Source organism: Neobacillus sp. CF12, from assembly GCF_030348765.1.
Classification (GTDB): Bacteria; Bacillota; Bacilli; order Bacillales; family Cytobacillaceae; genus Neobacillus.
This window is the reverse complement of record NZ_JAUCEU010000007.1, coordinates 5,440,411-5,458,932: the sequence shown is the minus strand read 5'-3', so window position 1 is coordinate 5,458,932 and position 18,522 is coordinate 5,440,411. Positions and strand designations below refer to the sequence as shown.

The window sequence follows — 18,522 nt, the reverse complement described above, 5'->3', positions numbered from 1 at the left end:
AAAAAGTAATACATAGGTATACCAATCTCCCTATTATCTTGCCTTTTCATTCACATTTGCTCGTGTATTTAACAGCATATCTTCGATAACTTTTACTGTTTGTGAAGCAATTCTTTTCCAGCCATAAAGTCCCTTAACGATTTTCCTGCCTTTTTCACCAATCTCCTTCGCCTTAACGGGGTTGTTTAATAAAAAGTTAACATTAGCTAGAAGACTCTTAGCATCTCCCGGAGCCATTAGTAAGCCTGTTTGCTTATCCATGATAATTCCTTTTAGCCCGCCGGTTTCTGAAACAATTGTTGGTTTAGCATGAATCATCGCTTCAAGAGCAACAATTCCAAAAGGTTCATATAAGCTTGGAAATAGAGCGATTTCACTGTTTACAAGAAGGGCATTTCTTTGCTCGTCCGTAACATAACCAATAAAAGCCACGTATTGGTCTACTTGTTTCTCTCTTACCATTTTTCGGTATCTTTCGAGCATTGGTCCTTTGCCAGCGATAACGAAATAAACATCGCTTCTGCTTTCCTTTGCCAATTGTGCTGCCTCTATAATCGTTTCAAATCCCTTTTCCTTCACCATTCTCCCCACTGAAAAGACATACTTTCTGTTCTTTACAAATGGAAAAATTTCATTTGGATTTACCTTAACTTCACTTAGTTCAATACCATTAGGAACAATCGCCATTTTTTTCTCATGGAGATGGAAGTTTGTTAGAAGTTCTTCTTTCATATAGTGACTACAAACAATTATTTGGTTTGACTGCGTTATTAACTGGCTCTCTTTTTCATGGATAAAGCGTTGTATTTCAGTATGAATACCATTATTCCTGCCATGTTCCGTAGCATGAATCGTCGTTAATAAGGGAATAGACAGTTCTTCTTTTAACGAAATTGCTGCAGCCCCTACAAGCCAATCGTGGGCATGAACGATATCAAACTTTATCTCCTCGGCAATTTTTATAACCCTAAAACTCATTGCTAAATTCAGACCAGCTATCCAAGTGAGAAAATTATCGTCCTGATTGTTTAGAGGAGTAACACGATGGACATAAACACCATTAATTTTTTCAAACATAGGGAGACCGCCATTCCCTGCTGTGACAACATGTACCTGGTGGCCAAGTTGGGATAAATGTTCAGAAAGGCCCTGGACATGCCTCGAGAGCCCACCAACAAGATTTGGAGGGTACTCCCAGGTTAAAATAAGAATTTTTAATTGCCATTGGGAAGAATGATTATGTTTCATTTCGATCTTTAATCGATCATCCATTTTTTTGCTCCATATTTTTTGATTCTTCATAGTAACTGTATGTACTGACATGGTCAATCCATTTAGGTGAAAAATCATCAATTTGTTGGGCGTGGATTAAATTATTGTAAATCTCACTTCCCCTATTCCCTCCTATTTTCGGAGTTTGAACTGAGTTTGAGCGAAGGAATGGACAAAAATCTGTTTCGTTATATTTAACGCCTAACTCGGCTAAGTAGCTCCGACTCGCTGTCAATCCTTTAATAAACCAATAACCTTTATGGTATGGAACCGTAATATCATAGAAATGATGAGCATTTTTCCCATTGAATATCATATCAGTAACATCATAAATTCTAATGATATGAACCAATTCCTCAATCGGTTTATTATAAAATAATGATACGACTTTCTTAGGAAGTTTAGATGCTTCCCAATATACGATTACTTTCTGTGGAGTTACAAGTTTAACTTGGAGTTCACCCTTTATCGAATTAAGATCAATAGTTGGCGGTTCTACTAATATGTCTGCCTCACGCGTCTTCACTTCAACAATGATGTCTTCTCTAGTGTTTTCCTGAGTATTGATATATTTATTCCATCTATATTGTACTCTTCCAATCGTTGTATTTAATTGCGAGGCGATTTTTCGGAATGATAAACCATCCTCTCTTAGTTTAATAATTTCTTCAATCATTGTTATCCTCCGTTTCCGCAAATAATACTATATGCAAAAATAATCTAAATATTCTTACTAGACACTATTAATGGTAACATCAGTAAACAAACTGTACAATAAACGTATTTTGTCGTATTTTGCTTCACCATAATAAGACAATTTACTTAGCATCAAAAAAAAGATGAGACATCATTGATAGGTCTCATCTTTTTTTGAATTATTTATTTTTACTCATTTAGGTTGAACGTTTTCCCTGTTACTAGATAAATTACATTCTCAGCAATGTTTGTTGAATGATCCGCAATTCTTTCGATAAACCGGCAAACAAAAGAAAGTTGGATAATTTGGTTTGTAGCATTCGGATTCTCTGGTACCATGCTGATTAGTTCATGAACCAGTTTGCCGAACATTTTATCCACTTCGTCATCTTTTTCAGCACATTTTTGTGCTAGCATTACATCTTCGTCTACATATGCCTTAATTGACATTGATACCATTTCAAGTGCCTGATCCATCATTTTCGGAATATCCAAGATTTCTTTGAAATGCTTTTCATTACCGATATGCAAGGTAGCTTTTGCAATATTAACCGCCATATCAGCCATACGTTCTACTTCAGATGAGACCTTGAGTGCGACATTGAGCGTTCTCAAATCTTTGGCTACGGGCGATTCTCTTGCAATCAAAAGCAGTGCCCTATCATGAATTAAATGTTCTAATTCGTCAATTTTATCATCACCAGCAATGACCCGATTAGCTTTTTCAATATCATGATTAATAAGGGCACTTAGAGAATCACGAACGGCCGTCTCCGCTAAACTTTCCATTTCTAGGAGCTTTTCTTTTAAATCCATTAATTTACTATCAAATTTTGATCTCGTACTCATCTCTTCACCTCATCATCCAAATCTTCCTGTAATATAGTCCTCAGTTCTCTTATCTTCCGGAGTTGAGAAGATTTTATTAGTTTCTGAAAATTCTATCACTTCTCCATTTAAAAAGAAAGCAGTTTTCTTAGATATACGTGCCGCCTGCTGCATGTTATGGGTAACGATAATAATACTAAATTCCTTCTTTAATTCTTGGACTAGTTCTTCAACTTTTAATGTTGAAATAGGATCTAGTGCTGACGTCGGTTCATCCATTAAGATAACATCCGGTTCAATCGCCAAACAGCGGGCGATACAAAGGCGCTGCTGCTGCCCCCCAGATAATCCGTATGCATTTTGATTTAGACGGTCTTTTACTTCATCCCAAATGGCCGCTCCTCTTAAACTTTTTTCGACAATTTGATCTAAGATTTTTTTATCGCGAATACCATGTATTTTTGGACCATAAGCCACATTTTCATAGATTGATTTTGGAAATGGATTTGGCTTTTGGAACACCATTCCAACCTTTGTTCGTAATTCTTCTACCTGGTAAGACTTATCGAGGATATTTTTTCCACGATAGAGAATTTCACCTGAAGTTCTAACACCTGGAACTAGTTCAATCATACGATTTAATGTCTTAATATATGTTGATTTTCCACATCCTGAGGGGCCAATAATAGCAGTAACTTCATTTTCCATAATATCTAGGTTTATTTTCTTTAGCGCTTGATTATCACCGTACCATAAATCTAAGTCGCTTGTTTTATATACAATTTGTTTTTCTTGTGGATTAATAATTTTTGCAGTGGCTGTTGTTGTTTCCATTGTAGTTTGCCTCCCTATCCTAGCCTTAATATCTTTTCTGAAATTTATTTCGAATTAAAACAGCGATTGAATTCATGATAATTAACATCACAAGTAAAACGATAATACCTGCGGCAGCTAAAGCATGAAACTCAACTTGAGGACGACCTGTCCAATTGTAAATTTGTAACGGTAATACGGTCATACTATCTAAAAATGTTCTTGGTAAAAATGCAAGGAATAAAGGCATTCCAAGGACAACAAGCGGTGCTGTTTCTCCGATTGCACGGGAAAGAGCCAAAATTCCGCCAGTAAGTATTCCTGGAATTGCAGCAGGAAGAACAATTCGAACAATGGTCTGCCATTTTGTAGCCCCTAATCCAAATGAAGCCTCTCTTAATTGATTAGGCACTGCACGAATAGCTTCTTGTGAAGCTACAATAATGACTGGCAAAACAAGTAAACTCATGGTAAGTCCTGCAGCCAAGACACTTGTCCCAAGTGCTAAGGCACGTACGAATATAGTTAAACCAAGTAATCCGAAAACAATAGACGGGACACCTGCAAGATTAGAAATATTCACTTTAATAAAATTTGTTATCGCATTATCTTTTGCATATTCCTCGAGATAGATGGCAGTACCCACACCTAGTAGTAATGAAACAGGTGCCACAACAGCCATTAGCCAAATGGTTCCAATTAACGCAGCATAAACACCTGCATTTTCAGGCTTCCTTGAAGGAAGACTTTGTAGAAATTGCAAATCTAAATAGCCAAGTCCTTGAGAGAATATCCGATATAATAATACTCCTAATATTAATAAAACAAACATGGTTAAAGCAAAAAATATCCACTTTGAAATTGAATTTTTAGATAATCTTGATTTCATCCGCTTTACAACGGATTCGTGATTAATTAAATTCATTAATATTCCTCCCTAAAACGACGGGTGATATATTGAGCTAATAAATTCATCACCAATGTAAATACAAATAATGTCATACCTACTGCATAAATACTATAGTAGATCGTCGTACCATAACCAGCATCACCTTGGCTGACTTGGACAATATATGCAGTCATCGTTTGAATCGAGCCAGTCAAATTCCATTCAAGATTCGGCGTTGATCCACCAGCCACTGCTACAATCATTGTTTCGCCGATTGCTCGCGAGACCCCTAATACAATAGAGGCAATAATTCCAGAGATAGCAGCCGGCAGGACGACTTTAATGGCTACTTCAAATTTAGTCGACCCAAGTGCAAGTGCACCTTCACGCATTGCATTAGGAACTGAAGTCATCGCATCCTCTGAAAGAGAAGCAATCATCGGTGTTATCATGATTCCAATTACAATACCAGGGCTTAACGCATTAAAAATTTCAAGGGACGGTATAATTTCACGTAATATAGGAGTAACAAAAGTTAGTGCAAAAAATCCATAAACAATTGTTGGGATTCCAGCTAAAACTTCTAATATCGGTTTAATAATTCTGCGAGCTCGGTCTGATGCATACTCACTCAAATAAATGGCTGAAGCTAATCCGATTGGAACAGCAACAATAGCAGCAATTACAGTTACCTTTAGCGTTCCCATTACTAACGGCAGAATACCGAATGATCCATTAGTATCGGAAAAAGGATACCACTTTTTAGCGGTGAAAAACTCCTTAATCGACACTGCATCGAAAAACAAAAATGTTTCAAATATGAGCGTAAGAACAATGCCAATTGTAGTCAAAACAGAAACAGCCGCTGCAAGGAATAAAATATATGGCATGATTTTTTCAGTAATTCCGCCAGCGCTCTTCCTTTTTTTCTTCTCTTGTATCATTTTCTGAACAGAGAAAGAATTGGTGTTTTGAGTAGTCAAATTGAAAACCCCTTTCATTCCAATGACAAGATGAGAAGCACATTTATCGCGCTTCTCACCTATAAAATTATTCTAAACTTTACTTAAGAGTTTCTAATGTTTCTAATTGCTTTGTATACTCTTCTTCAGGTAATTGTACATATCCAACATCTTCAGATAATGTTGCAGCATTTTCTAAAAGGAACTTCATGAAATCATACACTTCTTCTTGTTCTTTAATAGCAGAGTTCTTCACATAAGTGAATAATGGACGTGAGAGTGGAGCGTATTCCCCAGATTCAATTGTTTCATTGGTTGGCTCAACAGGACCGTCTCCGCCATCAATTGGAACGATTTTCAAAGTATCTTTGTTTTCTGCATAGTAAGCATAACCAAAGTAACCAATTGCATTCTTGTCACCTTGAACACCTTGTACTAATGTATTGTCGTCCTCAGAAAGAGTTGCTTTTTCAACGATTGGTTTTCCATCAAGAATTACTTCATCGAAGTAGTCGAAGGTTCCTGAATCTGTACCAGGAGAGTATAATTTGATTTCTTCTTCTGGCCAATCTGGATTGATATCAGACCATTTTTTCGTTGTTCCGTCTTCAATCCAAATTTTCTGTAAGTCTTCGATTGTTAAGCTTTCTACCCAATCATTGTCTTTATTTACTACTACTGAGAGTCCGTCAAATGCTAATTTCACTTCTGTATATTCAATACCTTTTTCTTCAAGTGCTGCTTTTTCTTCATCTTTAATTGGACGAGAAGCATTGCTTAGTTCAGTTTCACCAGCAATAAATGCTTCAAAACCGCCTCCAGTTCCAGATGATCCAACAGGAACTTTAACATTAGGTTGTATCATTCCATATTCTTCAACAACTGCTTCCATAATTGGGAAAACTGTAGATGAACCGTCTATTTTAATTTCACCTTGAAGTTGCTTTACTTCTTCGCCAGCTTGTTCTTTGTTGCCTTCAGTACCCTGTGCACCACAAGCGGCTGTAATTGCTAGCACACCAGTCATCATTGCTGTTAGTGCTAATTTCTTAAAGCTTTTCATTACTTAATTCCCCCTACGAAATTTGGTTTGTTTTTACGTGTTTGTTTTCCTTACAAGATTAATAATAAACTCCTTCTGTAAAGCTTGTTTTAATGAATTGTAAAGGTTTTGTAAATCTATGTATGACTTTTGTAAATCATAAATAAATTTGTACTAATGTTATCTTATGCAAGCTTTAATAAAAAAACACCTGTCTCCATGCGGAAACAGGTGTTCAAACCTCATTTATTGAGTATTTTGTTGTGTATCTGAAACATCATTCGTTTCAACACTTTGATCTTGTTTTTGTAGATTAAAGTAGGTGTCCAATACTCTTTTACCAATTATATTAGCTGTACCTGGCCCACTGTTTCCTTGGTATGCCCATGGAACTAAAACGGCCATAGCAATCTCAGGATTCTCAAATGGAGCATAGCTAATCAGACTCAAGTTCATAACTTCAGGTGATTTCTCAAATTTCTTACGTTCTGGGCCATCGTATGGTGCTTGGGCAGTTCCTGTTTTACCTGCAGGATTGTACTCAGCCCCCTTAAAAGTACTAACACCGGTACCATCCCCTACCTGCATAACCATTCTAAAGCCTTCTTGTACTCGATCAATCCATTCATCTTTACCATCAATTCGATTTAATATTGTTGGTTCAATTTCCTGAAATACTGGACCTAATTCATTGCTCTCGAGCACTGGTTCACGAATTTCCTTTACAATATGCGGCTGAACTCGGAATCCGCCATTTGCAATCGTTGAAATATATTGCGCTAATTGCATAACGGTATAGGTATCATACTGACCTATCACCAAGTCAAGCAGCAAACCAGACTGTTTCACTGGACCAATATAACCGGTACCCTCATTTGGAAGGTCAATTCCGGTTTTTACTCCTAGACCAAATTGGCTAAAGGATTGTCGTATCGTGTCAAAGGCACTTAAGTCTAATGGGAGCGACTTATTCGGTGAATATGTCCCATTGGCCATTTCAATTACAGTTTTCCACATATAAACGTTTGAGGATATTTGCAGTGCTCTTAAGTCATTAATATTTCCGAAGTTCTTCCATGAAGACTTAGGGTTTGTACCCTTTATTAATAACGGTGAGTCATATTGAGTTGAACCCGGCTTAATTGCCCCTGTATTATATCCCGTTAAAATTGTGGCTCCTTTGACAACAGATCCGACTTCATAAGAGGTAGTTATATTCCCTAGTGCAAAGTCTTTCATTTCTTGTTTATTCGTCTCAGCGTTTCTTGCAATTTGCTTTCCGGCCATTGTTAATATTTCTCCCGTGTGAGGATCCATAAGAACAACAAAGGCCCGGTCTAATAACGCAGACTTAGGATTTTTCTTCGCATTCCAAAGCTCTTCTTCAATAATTTTTTCTATTTCAAGTTGAAGAGCCATATCAATCGTTAGGACAAGGTCTTTACCTCGCTGACCCTCTGAAACCACTTCAGTCGATAAGATTTTACCGGCTTTATCGGTTACATTTTTCACTTTGCCCTTTTGCCCATGCAAGACATCTTCATACTGCAGCTCAATATAGCTTTTACCTACTCGGTCATTTCGACTATAATCACGAGCAAGATATTCCTCTAGTTTATCCTTCGGCAAGCCTTCATCAGAAGATGTTACATTTCCAAGTACGGTTTTTAATGTATTTCCAAATGCATAATATCGTTCCCAATCCGTAGTAGTATCAACGCCAGGCAAATCTTCTAGATTTTCACTAACAACGGCGAACTCTTCGGGAGTGACATTTTCGTTTTTTACAATTTGCTGGGTTAATGCATAACCACTGTTAAATTCCCTGAAAATCGCTAAGGTTTCTAAATCTTGTGGTGTTAAGCTAGCAAGGTCTTTTTTCTTAATTCTTTCTAGCTGAAGGTTGTATATTTCTTTATCGTCCAATTCGTCTTGGTCGTATAAAGACCATTCTTTTTCAGTGATTTTTTCTTTCGCTTTCTCAGGATTTTTTAGTAACCAGTAATCCTTTTTATCCCGTTCCCGGACTTTTGATGTATCTTTATTAATTAGTTTTGCCAAGCGTTCAGCAGTTTCAAGCATTTCTTCTTGGGTTGTATCCTGAAACTTCGTGTAAGTGATTGCATTCAACGGTGTATTATCAACAATAATTTTTCCATTACGATCAAACATTTTCCCCCGAGGCACTGGGTTATTTACCGTTATATCTTCCGTCCTCTCTATTTCACGTTTAAAATCTTCCCCATAAACAATCTGAACTAAACCTAAACGTAGAATTAAGATTGAAAATAGTAAAAATATAACGAAGAATAGCATGTTCAACCGAAAAGTGACATGCGGCTTTTTTTTCTTATTTATAACCATTTCTCCACTTCCTTGTCCTAAACGACATCATAATCTATATTCTAGCCGAAATCACCATATGTTTCTACGAAAAACTCTTACCAATTGACATCAATCAACACAGTACACAAAATACCATAGTAATAAAAAAATGCGATGAGTAATATGAATTACTCATCGCACTACATAGTAGGCAATTGGACTCGTCTTATAAACAAATATATTAATGAATGTCCTGCTCCGAGAAATAAAAGTAGAATTGGAATACTTTGCTTCTCATCAAACCAAGTTACTGCCGCTAAGAAAGACAAAATCGAAACGATTCTTCCCAGATTAATAAAAATCTCCCGTACCACAATATACTCTATTCTCATTTCTGCCGCTTTCCAAGCAGTTCCGATTACATCATATGTAGTTGACATATATGGCACTAACAAAATGGGATAGGCAACCGCAATCATGGCTGCGTAAATTAATAGTTTTACATAATTAACATCCCAGACGATTATTAAAACAGCTAAATAAAGGATGATACCACCTAGAAGGATGGCCTTTTTTCGCTTGTTTTTTTTAATTAACCGGGATGCTGCAAAATAGGCTATAAAGGAGATTCCGGAATTTATAAGTCCAAACGTTCCTAAAGCAAGTTCACTCCCAGTCGAAATGTAGACAAGTACCGAGATAATAAATAAGAACGTTCCTTCTCTAAGACCCTGGAAAAAATTCGCATTTGTTATCAGGCGCCAATTTTCATTTTGCTTTCTTTCTTTCAGTATCCGGGTAAAGCAGTACTTTCCACTTGCAGGGCGTGGTTTCAATGAAAAACTCAGGATAACAGCGAGTGCAAATAGGGATAAAGAAATCCCAAACACAAGCGAATACCCTGCGAACTTTTCAAAACGAGTAATAATAAATCCAGCCGCAATTGGTCCAATCATTCCGCCTGTTGAGGATAAGATTCCTAAAAAGCCATTAAAAAAATCTCTCGTTTCAGGCTCGGTTATTTCAAAGGTTAATACATTATAGGCGAGCCAATAAAACCCATACCCAATTCCCAGCAGACTTCCTAACAGTAATAAATAGGTTGATGCATTTTTTCCAGTTATTAACACCATTAGGTAGAATATTGCTAGAAAACTGACACCTAATCTTAACACTTTCACTCGGTCAATTTTCTTTGCCCATCTCCCCGCTAAGATAAAAGTTAAAGGCTGTATAACGACAATTGAAAGATTATAAAGAGCAAGATCAGAATATTCACCTGTTTGTTTCCACAAATAGATATTCACAAAAGTATTTGATAGTGCAACACTTAATGAATATAACCCTCCAATGAGTAAAAGCAGGGATAAATCCTTTGTTAATTTTACGTCACCTAAAAAACTAAATTTTTTCGCCATAAAAACTCCCCTTTGTGATAAGGGTTAGTCTTTAACAAGCAGTGGTCCTTTATACGAAAAAAAGAAAAGACAGCTGAATTCAGCTGCCTTTTTCAACACTTTATAATTACTTCGCTGCACTGTAGCGCTTAGAAACTTCATCCCAGTTTACAACGTTCCAGAAAGAAGAGATGTAATCAGGACGACGGTTTTGGTAGTTTAAGTAGTAAGCATGCTCCCAAACATCAAGACCTAGAATAGGTGTTTTACCTTCCATCAAAGGAGAGTCTTGATTTGGTGTGCTTGAAACTTCTAACTCACCATTGCTTACAGCTAGCCAAGCCCATCCTGAACCAAAACGAGTTGTAGCCGCTTTCGCAAACTCCTCTTTAAAGCTATCGAAACTGCCAAATTTATTGCTGATTGCATCAGCTAATTCACCAGTTGGTGCACCGCCTCCATTTGGAGAAAGGATCTGCCAGAATAGTGCATGGTTAGCATGTCCTCCACCATTGTTACGTACTGCAGTACGAACCGCTTCTGGAACAGCATCAAGGTTAGCAACTACTTCTTCAACTGATTTAGAAAGTAATTCTTCGTTACCTTGTAGTGCATTATTTAAGTTTGTTACATACGTATTGTGATGTTTAGTGTGATGAATATTCATCGTTTCTTTGTCAATATGAGGCTCAAGTGCATCATAAGCATAAGGTAATTGTGGTAATTCAAAAGCCATTTTTATTTCCTCCTATGTATATAATAATTTTTTTCAGCCTTAAGATTATGTCTAAAATCAAAACGATTTTTGAATATTCCTAAAGCTCTGTAGCTTAAGATTATCAGAGTTGACAGGTTCTTTCAAATAAAATGCCTTGCACTTAACAAATTTACAATATCCTTTAGGAGAGAATTTTATTCATATTTTTTCATGTATGAAAACATCTTTCAATAAATTGTCATGTTTCAACTGTAAACAGGTTGTAAATACATGATTAAATAAAATTAGGGATAAAAGGAGTGGGGTAAATGCTTAGTGGCGGTTTTTCTATATATAGTTTATTAGATCAATTCTTTCGTAAAACAGACCAAATACAAAAGGTAAAGGCGGGAACCGTTCTCTTTCAAGAGAAGGATTCTGTTGAATATGTATACCTGTTACTCAGCGGGACCGTTGCACTCGGTCGAGTCCACATGCGCGGGAAAGACTTTATATTAAAAGTTTTAAATAGCAGAGAGATGATCGTTGAATATCCAATATTTAAACAAGATGCAAGGTATCAGTTTTATGCAAAGACTCTTTCAGATAGTGAAGTTCTTGCCATTAAAAAGGCCCAATTTGAAGAATTTATCATGAATGACCCCGATGCAATGAATGCTTTTGTTTCGTGGTTAAGCACAGGCTACCTAAAAGCTCAGATGAAATGTCAGGACCTAATTATGAATGGCAAAAAAGGTGGTTTATATTCTATTCTCATCCGTCTTTGTAATACGTATGGTGTAAGGACAGAAGATGGAATACTCATTGATCTGCCGTTAACTCATCAAGATCTTGCCAACTTAACATATGGAACGAGAGAAGTTATTCAACGCGCTTTAAAAGAATTGCGGGAGAAAGATGTGGTTTCTTACGATCTGCAAAAATTTACAATCAAAAATATAAAATACCTAAAAGAAGAAGTTGACTGCCAAAACTGTCCATATGAGATTTGCGGTGTAAACTAATGGAAAATCCTCCTCAGTGTGAGGAGGATTTTCCATTAAAGAACCATAAGAAGGAAGTAAACAATCATTAGTATTTGAATAATCGTTTTTGTGATGACACTACTAATAAAACCGATCACTGATCCAAAGCCAATTTTTAAACTGTCTTTGAAATTTCTTTTATTAACTAAAAGCTCTGCCCCTATCGCCCCAATAAATGGACCAATTAGAATTCCTAAAAACGGTATTATGAAAGGACCGACTAGAAGACCTATCGTACTTCCCCAGACTCCAGCCTTGGATCCGCCGTATTTTTGAATCCCAATCATATTTGCGATATAGTCTGCTACAAACAACAGAATGATAAAGAAACTTTGAATCAGCCAAAAGAACCAGCCAAAAGGTTCAAAGGAAAAAAAGAAACCATATAATAAATACCCTGCTAATAGGAACAATACACTTGGGATGATTGGATAAATGAGTCCAATAAACCCAATGATAAATAACACCGAGATGATTGACCAATAAACGATCTCCATTATTTCTCCATCCTTTAGAAAAATTTATTCTATAACCCTATACGCAAAAGTTCCTAATTAGTTTCACAATTCATCATTCTTGTTAATATTTGCCTCAAAGACTACAATATAATGGTGAATCTTTATTAGGGTGGTAAATTATGAATATTTTCAAACAGTTTTTTAGAAGTACTTATTCACCAAAGGACATTGCCTCATTTCGATTTCAAGGTATTGGAAAAACAATTTTATATGTGTTTCTTCTTACCTTGCTATCAATCTTGCCAGCTATTTATTACTTTAGTACAGTCTTGACTGAAGGAATTGAAGGTACTAAATCCGTAATGAAGAATGAACTCCCCGCTTTTACCATTGATAATGGGACTTTAACAGCAGAAAGTGATGTACCGATAACCATTCATAAAGGGGATTTCACCATTATCTTCGATTCAACAGGAGTAATTACGAACGAAGATGTGGAAGATGAAGAAAATGCCTTTGCATTGCTTAAGAATGAAATTACCGTTGCAGCAGGAGGAAGAATTGATACCTATTCCTACTCTATGCTAGAAGGATTAACACTAACGAAAGACGACTTTATTGATGTAGTAGATACAGTCGATGGAATGAAAGGAATTATTATTCCCGTAATGTCTACCTTAATGTTCCTTTTTTCAAGTGCAATAAATTTCATTGAAGTGTCTATTCTTGCTTGGTTTGGTTTAGTATTAAAGAGTCTTGCAGGCAAGAGCATAAGTTATCGCCATTTATGGAGAATGGCTGCCTACAGTGTAACTTTGCCAACTGTATTTTTTACCATTATGAGTGCCCTTAATACAACAGTACCAAATAGCTTTATACTCAATTGGTTTGTTGAAATAATCATCTTATACTTAGCACTTAAAGAAATACCAAACGAAAAATCAACGATTGAAAACTAAACGCACCTCGAAGGTGTGTTTTTTCGTTCTACAAATAATTGGACAAGCATAGGAATGTACAAACATTCCATTTTGGAGGCTTGTACCATGAAAAGAATTTTTCTTTTTCTATTTGGACTTCTTACAGTTTATGTAATATATATTGATTTAACAGCAGGTACTTTGCCCACGGATAAAACCCAAATGCCAATCGAGACAGTAGCGACAATCGCCAACCCTGAAAATAAGATGGATACATTTGAGGCTGAAGTTGAACCCGGTGAAACACTTATCTCTATTGTTGAAAACCATATAGATAGGCCTTTACCTGTCTCGATAGATAAATTAATTGAGGATTTCAAAAGCTTAAATCCAGGTAAAACTCCGGAAAAAATTCAAATTGGCTCCTCCTATCAATTTCCTGATTACTCAAAATAAGGGAACAAAAAGCGTCAGTCTTGTCAAGATTAGTAAAGGACTGATAAAATAATAGGTGCGTGTTCAAACTAACAATTATTCGAATCCAATTTGAAGGAGCGAATTTCCCTTGAGTGAAATTACACATCGTACAAAAACCCGTCCTGTTAAAGTTGGTAATTTAACAATTGGCGGCAGTAACGAATTATTTATACAAAGCATGACCACTACTAAAACGCATGATGTTGAAGCAACAGTTGCTGAAATTAAACGTCTAGAAGAGGCAGGCTGCCAGATTGTTCGTGTTGCGTGTCCCGACGAACGGGCTGCAAATGCCATTCCTGAAATTAAAAAAAGAATTAATATTCCCTTAGTTGTAGATATCCATTTTGATTATAAATTGGCGCTTAAAGCAATCGAGGGCGGCGCTGATAAAATCCGTATTAATCCAGGAAATATCGGAAAAAGAGAAAAAGTTGAAGCAGTCGTAAACGCTGCTAAGAAGCGTGGAATTCCAATCCGTATTGGTGTTAATGCAGGCTCACTTGAAAAGAGAATTCTTGAGAAATATGGTTATCCAACTGCCGATGGAATGGTTGAAAGTGCACTCCATCATATCAGAATCCTTGAAGACCTTGATTTCCACGATATCATTGTTTCAATGAAGGCATCGGATGTAAGCCTTGCAATCGAAGCATATGAAAAAGCTTCAAAAGCATTTGATTATCCTTTACATTTAGGTATTACTGAATCAGGAACTCTTTTTGCCGGTACGGTTAAAAGTGCTGCTGGATTGGGAGCCATTATGAGCAAAGGTATTGGTAATACACTTCGGGTTTCTTTAAGTGCTGACCCAGTTGAAGAAGTTAAAGTAGCCAGAGAACTTTTAAAGGTATTTGGTCTATCTTCCAATGCAGCAACATTAATCTCATGTCCGACATGCGGAAGAATTGAAATCGATCTAATCAGTATTGCAAATGAAGTAGAAGAATATATTTCAACCATAAAAGCACCAATTAAGGTAGCTGTTTTAGGATGCGCTGTAAACGGTCCTGGGGAAGCAAGAGAAGCTGATATAGGAATTGCTGGTGCACGTGGTGAGGGCTTACTTTTCCGTAAAGGTGAGATTGTTCGTAAGGTCCCTGAAGATCAATTGGTCGATGAATTGAAAAAAGAAATTGATCAAATTGCTGAGGAATACTTCCAGAAAAAAGCGGCTGAAGAAGCTGAAGTTACAAATTAATAAACCTAATGAAGAAACCCGGCAAACCTGCCGGGTTTCTTTTTTTTGTCTGGCTTCAGCGCCTAGGGGCTCGGGGTCATAAGCCAATCCGTCAAGAAGGTAAAAAAACTACCTTCTAGCCGGCTCGTCTTATGCCTGTCGCCCCTGTGCACAAGGAAAGCTCCTTGGATTAATCCTCGCAGGAACAAGCTGTGCTTGTTCCGAAGGCGCTTACGCTTTTCTAATTGCCCCTATATTTGCAAGTTACTGTTAAAAGAACGGCAGGATAAAGATTCCGACAATAATCGAAATAGCACCTATCCCGATTGCCCACGATCCAAGGCCTTCGGCTCCTCGACGTCTGGCTACGAAACCTAATACAATACCTGCTGCACCAAAAAGAATCGGCATGACAAACAGTGATAGTATAGATAGAATTAAAGCAGCCCATCCCATACCTGTTCCTGCTTCTGTCCGCGTTCCTTGATCTGACTTTGATCTTTCCTGGAATGTAGGACGAGCAAGTGGAACTGGGGCTGCAATTTCAGCTGCTGTTTCCTCCCGATAATCAGAAGGGTAATCTGGGCTATCTACATCAGTGTTTGGGCTTGGGAGATACCCACGTATTTTCGTGTCTTTTTTATCTTCCATCCGAATCCCTCACTTTCAGTAATAGGAGCATTAATTATTGTTTGTAACTTTTATCTTTTTAGTATGGTAAAATAAAGTTAAAAAAGTTAGCAGTTGAAGGTGAATACATATGAAGAAAAGATTTGGTATTGATATTGATGGTACAGTAACATGTCCATCGGCGCTTGTCCCCTTTATTAATGAAGGATTTGGATTAAATATTACACTAGAGGATGTAAAAGAATATGACCTAAATAAGGTCGTAAAAGTTTCTGAGGAACAATTCGCAAAGTGGTTTATTGAAAATGAACCTATGATGTATGAGCAATCTCCGCTTGCAGAGGGCGCTGATCAAGTTCTAAACACGTGGAAAAAGGAACATGAATTATTTTTTATAAGTGCCCGAGGACCAAAGCTATTGGATGATACAAAGAAATGGTTTAAAAAGAATGATTTGTATTACCATCATATTGAATTAATTGGCTCACATGATAAGGTTGCGACAGCTAAGAGTCATAAGGTAGATATTTTTCTTGAAGATAAGCATGATAATGCAGTTATGATCCATGAAGAATGCAATATCCCTGTTCTCTTGTTTAATACGCCATACAATCAGGACCCCATTCCAAATGGAGTTATTCGAGTTAATAACTGGTTTGAAGCCAATAACTGGGTTAATAATTGGATTAAAAAAAGCATGGCTATGTTATAAAAGCCATGCTTTTCTTATTTAGTTGCACTCAGGACAACGTCCGTATATCTCAAATTTATGCCCCGAGATATCATATCCTTTTAAATCCTCACTTAAACTGTTCATTGGACAAGTTTCAATCTCTTTTGTCTTACCGCAATCCATACAGATGAAATGATGGTGGTGTTGGTGGCGTGAACAGGAAAAGCGAAAGTGCTTTTCACCAGAAAGTTCCGTCATTTCAAGAATACCCATTTTTACAAAGAGTGAAAGATTCCGATATATAGTATCAAAGCTTAATCCTGGATAGTCTTCCTTTAATTCATCTAGGACATCTTTAGCTGTTAAGTACTTATCACTGTCTGCAAACAATTGAAGCATGTCTTCTCTTTTTCCTGTTTGTTTAAACCCATTTTCTTTCAAGAATTGAATTGCCTCATTTACATTCATCCTGCTGCACCCCCTTGTGAAATCTGACTTTTTATCATTAATCTTTTATAAACGATTGTAAATACTAAAATAGCCACGGCAATCATAACAATTGTTCCACCAGGAGCCAGGTCTAGATAGTAAGAAGCAAAAAGACCCCCAAGGACAGATATTTCACCAAAGATAATCGACAAAAAGATTGTTTGTTTAAAGCCTTTTGCAATGCGAATACTTGCGGCAACCGGTAAAGTCATTAATGAAGAAACCAGCATAATTCCCACAATTCTCATCGAAGCTGCAATCACAAGGGCAACCATAATAATAAAAATAAAGTGAATGCTTTTTGCCGCTATTCCCGAGGCTTTGGCATGCTCTTCATCAAAAGATAATAAAAACAGTTCTTTATATAATAAAATGATGGTTACTACAACAGCGATACTAATAACCAAGATTACCCATAAATCCGTGCGGCTCACAGCAGATACACTGCCAAATAAATAACTATACAAGTCCGTATTAAAACCATCTGCTAGTGAAATAAAGATCACTCCAAGACCTATACCACCTGATAAAATGATTGGGATTGCTAACTCTTGGTAATGTTTATAAACTCCTCGTAATTTTTCTATAAACAAAGAGCCGCCGACAGAAAAGACCATTCCTAAATAAAGCGGATTTAGTCCACTTAAAGCCATAAAGTATTTTTCTAGGAGAAGGCTTGCTGCAATTCCTGCCAAGGTTACATGACTTAGGGCATCGGCAATTAATGAAAGTCTTCTAACAACAATAAAGACACCTAATAATGGTGCAAGAAAGCCAATTAAAATTCCAGTTAAAAAGGCATTTTGTAAAAATTCATATTGAAATATTCCTTGAATCATTTAAAAACGCCTCCGTGGTCATGTTGATGTGCGAGGAGATGGACATCCGTTCCATAAAATTCAGACATTCCTTCACTTTTGTGCTTCTCAAATTCACTCGTATCCCCATGAAAATGTAAGTGTTTATTTAGACATGCTACATGGGTTACTTTGTCTGAAATGGTTCCAATGTCATGTGTAACTAACAAAAGCGTAATGCCCCGATTCTTATTCAAATCCGCAAGCATATGGTAAAAAGCGTTCACGTTCTCAGCATCAACACCAACCGTAGGTTCATCAAGAATTAATAGTTTGGGCTCACTCACTAGGGCGCGGGCAATGAAAACCCTTTGCTGCTGACCGCCTGACAACTCACCGATATTTCGGTTGCTAAACTTCCTCATGCCCACAGCTTCCAATGCGTCAAATACTTTTTGGGAATGCTCTTTTTTAAAAAATCGAAACAACCCAAGTTTTTTTGTTAATCCACTAGAAACAACTTCAAAAACAGTAGCTGGAAAACCTGTATTAAATGAATTTGCCTTTTGAGATACATAACCGATTTGCTGCCAGTCTTTAAATTTATTTATTTCCTGTCCGAATAAGAAAATATCTCCTTTTTGTGGCTTTAATAAGCCCAAAATCAATTTTAATAATGTTGATTTACCGGAACCATTTGGACCGACAATCGCTAAAAAAGAGCCATTTGGTATGGTTAGGTTAATATTTTCAAGGACGGTATCCTTTTCATAGCGATAGAAAAGGTGTTTTATTTCAATAATAGAATCTAATTTCATACGCTCTCACCTTAATTTTAAGAATCATTACGATTTAACTTAAAGTAGTATACAATAGGTTTTTCTTAATGTAAAGACATTACCTTTACAGCAATCTTTAGGATATCCTCCCC

The 18,522-nt window shown here is 36.7% G+C and carries 20 protein-coding genes; 5 read left to right on the top strand and 15 right to left on the bottom strand.

The window, feature by feature from the left end:
• Positions 1 to 33: 33 nt before the first annotated feature.
• The 10 genes from QUG14_RS26090 to QUG14_RS26045 form a co-directional block, all read right to left on the bottom strand.
• Complete coding sequence (locus tag QUG14_RS26090; RefSeq protein ID WP_289343381.1) at positions 34 to 1,272, bottom strand: glycosyltransferase family 4 protein; 1,239 nt, start codon at positions 1,270 to 1,272, stop codon at positions 34 to 36.
• The gene (locus QUG14_RS26085) at positions 1,265 to 1,948 is read right to left on the bottom strand and encodes a DUF4912 domain-containing protein (protein WP_289343380.1); all 684 of its coding nucleotides are present in this window, start codon (positions 1,946 to 1,948) and stop codon (positions 1,265 to 1,267) included. Before QUG14_RS26085 ends, QUG14_RS26090 begins: the two co-directional genes overlap by 8 nt.
• Positions 1,949 to 2,157: 209 nt before the next feature.
• The gene (phoU, locus tag QUG14_RS26080; protein WP_289343379.1) at positions 2,158 to 2,817 is read right to left on the bottom strand and encodes a phosphate signaling complex protein PhoU; all 660 of its coding nucleotides are present in this window, start codon (positions 2,815 to 2,817) and stop codon (positions 2,158 to 2,160) included.
• 12 nt (positions 2,818 to 2,829) lie between these two features.
• Positions 2,830 to 3,630 (bottom strand): phosphate ABC transporter ATP-binding protein PstB, encoded by an 801-nt coding sequence (pstB, locus tag QUG14_RS26075; protein WP_289343378.1) that lies wholly within the window; start codon positions 3,628 to 3,630, stop codon positions 2,830 to 2,832.
• A gap of 25 nt (positions 3,631 to 3,655) precedes the next feature.
• On the bottom strand, positions 3,656 to 4,534 hold the full coding sequence (pstA, locus tag QUG14_RS26070; RefSeq protein ID WP_289343377.1) for a phosphate ABC transporter permease PstA: 879 nt from the start codon (positions 4,532 to 4,534) through the stop codon (positions 3,656 to 3,658).
• Positions 4,534 to 5,499 carry a phosphate ABC transporter permease subunit PstC gene (pstC, locus tag QUG14_RS26065; protein WP_289343376.1) on the bottom strand — a complete coding sequence of 322 codons (966 nt, stop codon included), beginning with the start codon at positions 5,497 to 5,499 and terminating at the stop codon, positions 4,534 to 4,536. Before pstC ends, pstA begins: the two co-directional genes overlap by 1 nt.
• Positions 5,500 to 5,560: 61 nt before the next feature.
• Positions 5,561 to 6,523 (bottom strand): PstS family phosphate ABC transporter substrate-binding protein, encoded by a 963-nt coding sequence (locus QUG14_RS26060; protein WP_289343375.1) that lies wholly within the window; start codon positions 6,521 to 6,523, stop codon positions 5,561 to 5,563.
• Positions 6,524 to 6,748: 225 nt separating this feature from the next.
• On the bottom strand, positions 6,749 to 8,866 hold the full coding sequence (locus QUG14_RS26055) for a peptidoglycan D,D-transpeptidase FtsI family protein (RefSeq protein ID WP_289343374.1): 2,118 nt from the start codon (positions 8,864 to 8,866) through the stop codon (positions 6,749 to 6,751).
• 161 nt (positions 8,867 to 9,027) lie between these two features.
• Positions 9,028 to 10,245: an MFS transporter gene (locus QUG14_RS26050; RefSeq protein WP_289343373.1), complete on the bottom strand. Its 1,218-nt coding sequence runs from the start codon at positions 10,243 to 10,245 to the stop codon at positions 9,028 to 9,030.
• A gap of 106 nt (positions 10,246 to 10,351) precedes the next feature.
• Positions 10,352 to 10,960 carry a superoxide dismutase gene (locus tag QUG14_RS26045; RefSeq protein ID WP_289343372.1) on the bottom strand — a complete coding sequence of 203 codons (609 nt, stop codon included), beginning with the start codon at positions 10,958 to 10,960 and terminating at the stop codon, positions 10,352 to 10,354.
• Positions 10,961 to 11,250: 290 nt separating this feature from the next.
• On the opposite strand from QUG14_RS26045, the gene QUG14_RS26040 reads away from it, so the two are divergent.
• Entirely contained in the window at positions 11,251 to 11,946 is a 696-nt protein-coding gene (locus QUG14_RS26040; protein ID WP_289343371.1) for a Crp/Fnr family transcriptional regulator, read from the top strand.
• Positions 11,947 to 11,981: 35 nt separating this feature from the next.
• Here QUG14_RS26040 and QUG14_RS26035 read toward each other — a convergent pair whose 3' ends face one another.
• Entirely contained in the window at positions 11,982 to 12,464 is a 483-nt protein-coding gene (locus QUG14_RS26035; RefSeq protein WP_289343370.1) for a DUF456 domain-containing protein, read from the bottom strand.
• A 140-nt stretch (positions 12,465 to 12,604) separates the two neighbouring features.
• On the opposite strand from QUG14_RS26035, the gene QUG14_RS26030 reads away from it, so the two are divergent.
• From QUG14_RS26030 to ispG, 3 genes are all read left to right on the top strand, one after another.
• Complete coding sequence (locus QUG14_RS26030; protein ID WP_289343368.1) at positions 12,605 to 13,384, top strand: DUF1189 domain-containing protein; 780 nt, start codon at positions 12,605 to 12,607, stop codon at positions 13,382 to 13,384.
• Between the two features lie 87 nt (positions 13,385 to 13,471).
• Positions 13,472 to 13,801 (top strand): hypothetical protein, encoded by a 330-nt coding sequence (locus tag QUG14_RS26025; RefSeq protein ID WP_289343367.1) that lies wholly within the window; start codon positions 13,472 to 13,474, stop codon positions 13,799 to 13,801.
• A 118-nt stretch (positions 13,802 to 13,919) separates the two neighbouring features.
• Positions 13,920 to 15,023 (top strand): flavodoxin-dependent (E)-4-hydroxy-3-methylbut-2-enyl-diphosphate synthase, encoded by a 1,104-nt coding sequence (gene ispG / locus QUG14_RS26020; RefSeq protein ID WP_289344236.1) that lies wholly within the window; start codon positions 13,920 to 13,922, stop codon positions 15,021 to 15,023.
• A gap of 249 nt (positions 15,024 to 15,272) precedes the next feature.
• Here the strand turns inward: ispG and QUG14_RS26015 are convergent, their stop codons facing one another.
• The gene (locus tag QUG14_RS26015) at positions 15,273 to 15,653 is read right to left on the bottom strand and encodes a DUF4190 domain-containing protein (RefSeq protein WP_289343366.1); all 381 of its coding nucleotides are present in this window, start codon (positions 15,651 to 15,653) and stop codon (positions 15,273 to 15,275) included.
• Positions 15,654 to 15,762: 109 nt separating this feature from the next.
• Here QUG14_RS26015 and QUG14_RS26010 point away from each other — a divergent pair, with 109 nt between their 5' ends.
• Positions 15,763 to 16,344: a hypothetical protein gene (locus QUG14_RS26010; RefSeq protein WP_289343365.1), complete on the top strand. Its 582-nt coding sequence runs from the start codon at positions 15,763 to 15,765 to the stop codon at positions 16,342 to 16,344.
• Positions 16,345 to 16,362: 18 nt separating this feature from the next.
• Here the strand turns inward: QUG14_RS26010 and zur are convergent, their stop codons facing one another.
• Genes zur through QUG14_RS25995 form a run of 3 tightly spaced genes read right to left on the bottom strand, consistent with a single transcriptional unit; the run spans position 16,363 to position 18,409 of the window.
• Positions 16,363 to 16,773: a zinc uptake transcriptional repressor Zur gene (gene zur, locus QUG14_RS26005; RefSeq protein ID WP_045517657.1), complete on the bottom strand. Its 411-nt coding sequence runs from the start codon at positions 16,771 to 16,773 to the stop codon at positions 16,363 to 16,365.
• The gene (locus QUG14_RS26000; protein ID WP_289343364.1) at positions 16,770 to 17,633 is read right to left on the bottom strand and encodes a metal ABC transporter permease; all 864 of its coding nucleotides are present in this window, start codon (positions 17,631 to 17,633) and stop codon (positions 16,770 to 16,772) included. Before QUG14_RS26000 ends, zur begins: the two co-directional genes overlap by 4 nt.
• Positions 17,630 to 18,409 carry a metal ABC transporter ATP-binding protein gene (locus QUG14_RS25995; protein WP_289343363.1) on the bottom strand — a complete coding sequence of 260 codons (780 nt, stop codon included), beginning with the start codon at positions 18,407 to 18,409 and terminating at the stop codon, positions 17,630 to 17,632. The genes QUG14_RS26000 and QUG14_RS25995 overlap by 4 nt, the downstream gene beginning before the upstream one ends.
• Positions 18,410 to 18,522 lie beyond the last annotated feature (113 nt).

What these genes read in the sequence shown, in the direction of transcription:
- QUG14_RS26090 (WP_289343381.1), bottom strand. Translation starts at nt 1,272, where the DNA reads ATGGATGATCGATTAAAGATCGAAATGAAACATAATCATTCTTCCCAA.
- QUG14_RS26085 (WP_289343380.1), bottom strand. Translation starts at nt 1,948, where the DNA reads ATGATTGAAGAAATTATTAAACTAAGAGAGGATGGTTTATCATTCCGA.
- phoU (WP_289343379.1), bottom strand. Translation starts at nt 2,817, where the DNA reads ATGAGTACGAGATCAAAATTTGATAGTAAATTAATGGATTTAAAAGAA.
- pstB (WP_289343378.1), bottom strand. Translation starts at nt 3,630, where the DNA reads ATGGAAACAACAACAGCCACTGCAAAAATTATTAATCCACAAGAAAAA.
- pstA (WP_289343377.1), bottom strand. Translation starts at nt 4,534, where the DNA reads ATGAATTTAATTAATCACGAATCCGTTGTAAAGCGGATGAAATCAAGA.
- pstC (WP_289343376.1), bottom strand. Translation starts at nt 5,499, where the DNA reads ATGAAAGGGGTTTTCAATTTGACTACTCAAAACACCAATTCTTTCTCT.
- QUG14_RS26060 (WP_289343375.1), bottom strand. Translation starts at nt 6,523, where the DNA reads ATGAAAAGCTTTAAGAAATTAGCACTAACAGCAATGATGACTGGTGTG.
- QUG14_RS26055 (WP_289343374.1), bottom strand. Translation starts at nt 8,866, where the DNA reads ATGGTTATAAATAAGAAAAAAAAGCCGCATGTCACTTTTCGGTTGAAC.
- QUG14_RS26050 (WP_289343373.1), bottom strand. Translation starts at nt 10,245, where the DNA reads ATGGCGAAAAAATTTAGTTTTTTAGGTGACGTAAAATTAACAAAGGAT.
- QUG14_RS26045 (WP_289343372.1), bottom strand. Translation starts at nt 10,960, where the DNA reads ATGGCTTTTGAATTACCACAATTACCTTATGCTTATGATGCACTTGAG.
- QUG14_RS26040 (WP_289343371.1), top strand. Translation starts at nt 11,251, where the DNA reads ATGCTTAGTGGCGGTTTTTCTATATATAGTTTATTAGATCAATTCTTT.
- QUG14_RS26035 (WP_289343370.1), bottom strand. Translation starts at nt 12,464, where the DNA reads ATGGAGATCGTTTATTGGTCAATCATCTCGGTGTTATTTATCATTGGG.
- QUG14_RS26030 (WP_289343368.1), top strand. Translation starts at nt 12,605, where the DNA reads ATGAATATTTTCAAACAGTTTTTTAGAAGTACTTATTCACCAAAGGAC.
- QUG14_RS26025 (WP_289343367.1), top strand. Translation starts at nt 13,472, where the DNA reads ATGAAAAGAATTTTTCTTTTTCTATTTGGACTTCTTACAGTTTATGTA.
- QUG14_RS26015 (WP_289343366.1), bottom strand. Translation starts at nt 15,653, where the DNA reads ATGGAAGATAAAAAAGACACGAAAATACGTGGGTATCTCCCAAGCCCA.
- QUG14_RS26010 (WP_289343365.1), top strand. Translation starts at nt 15,763, where the DNA reads ATGAAGAAAAGATTTGGTATTGATATTGATGGTACAGTAACATGTCCA.
- zur (WP_045517657.1), bottom strand. Translation starts at nt 16,773, where the DNA reads ATGAATGTAAATGAGGCAATTCAATTCTTGAAAGAAAATGGGTTTAAA.
- QUG14_RS26000 (WP_289343364.1), bottom strand. Translation starts at nt 17,633, where the DNA reads ATGATTCAAGGAATATTTCAATATGAATTTTTACAAAATGCCTTTTTA.
- QUG14_RS25995 (WP_289343363.1), bottom strand. Translation starts at nt 18,409, where the DNA reads ATGAAATTAGATTCTATTATTGAAATAAAACACCTTTTCTATCGCTAT.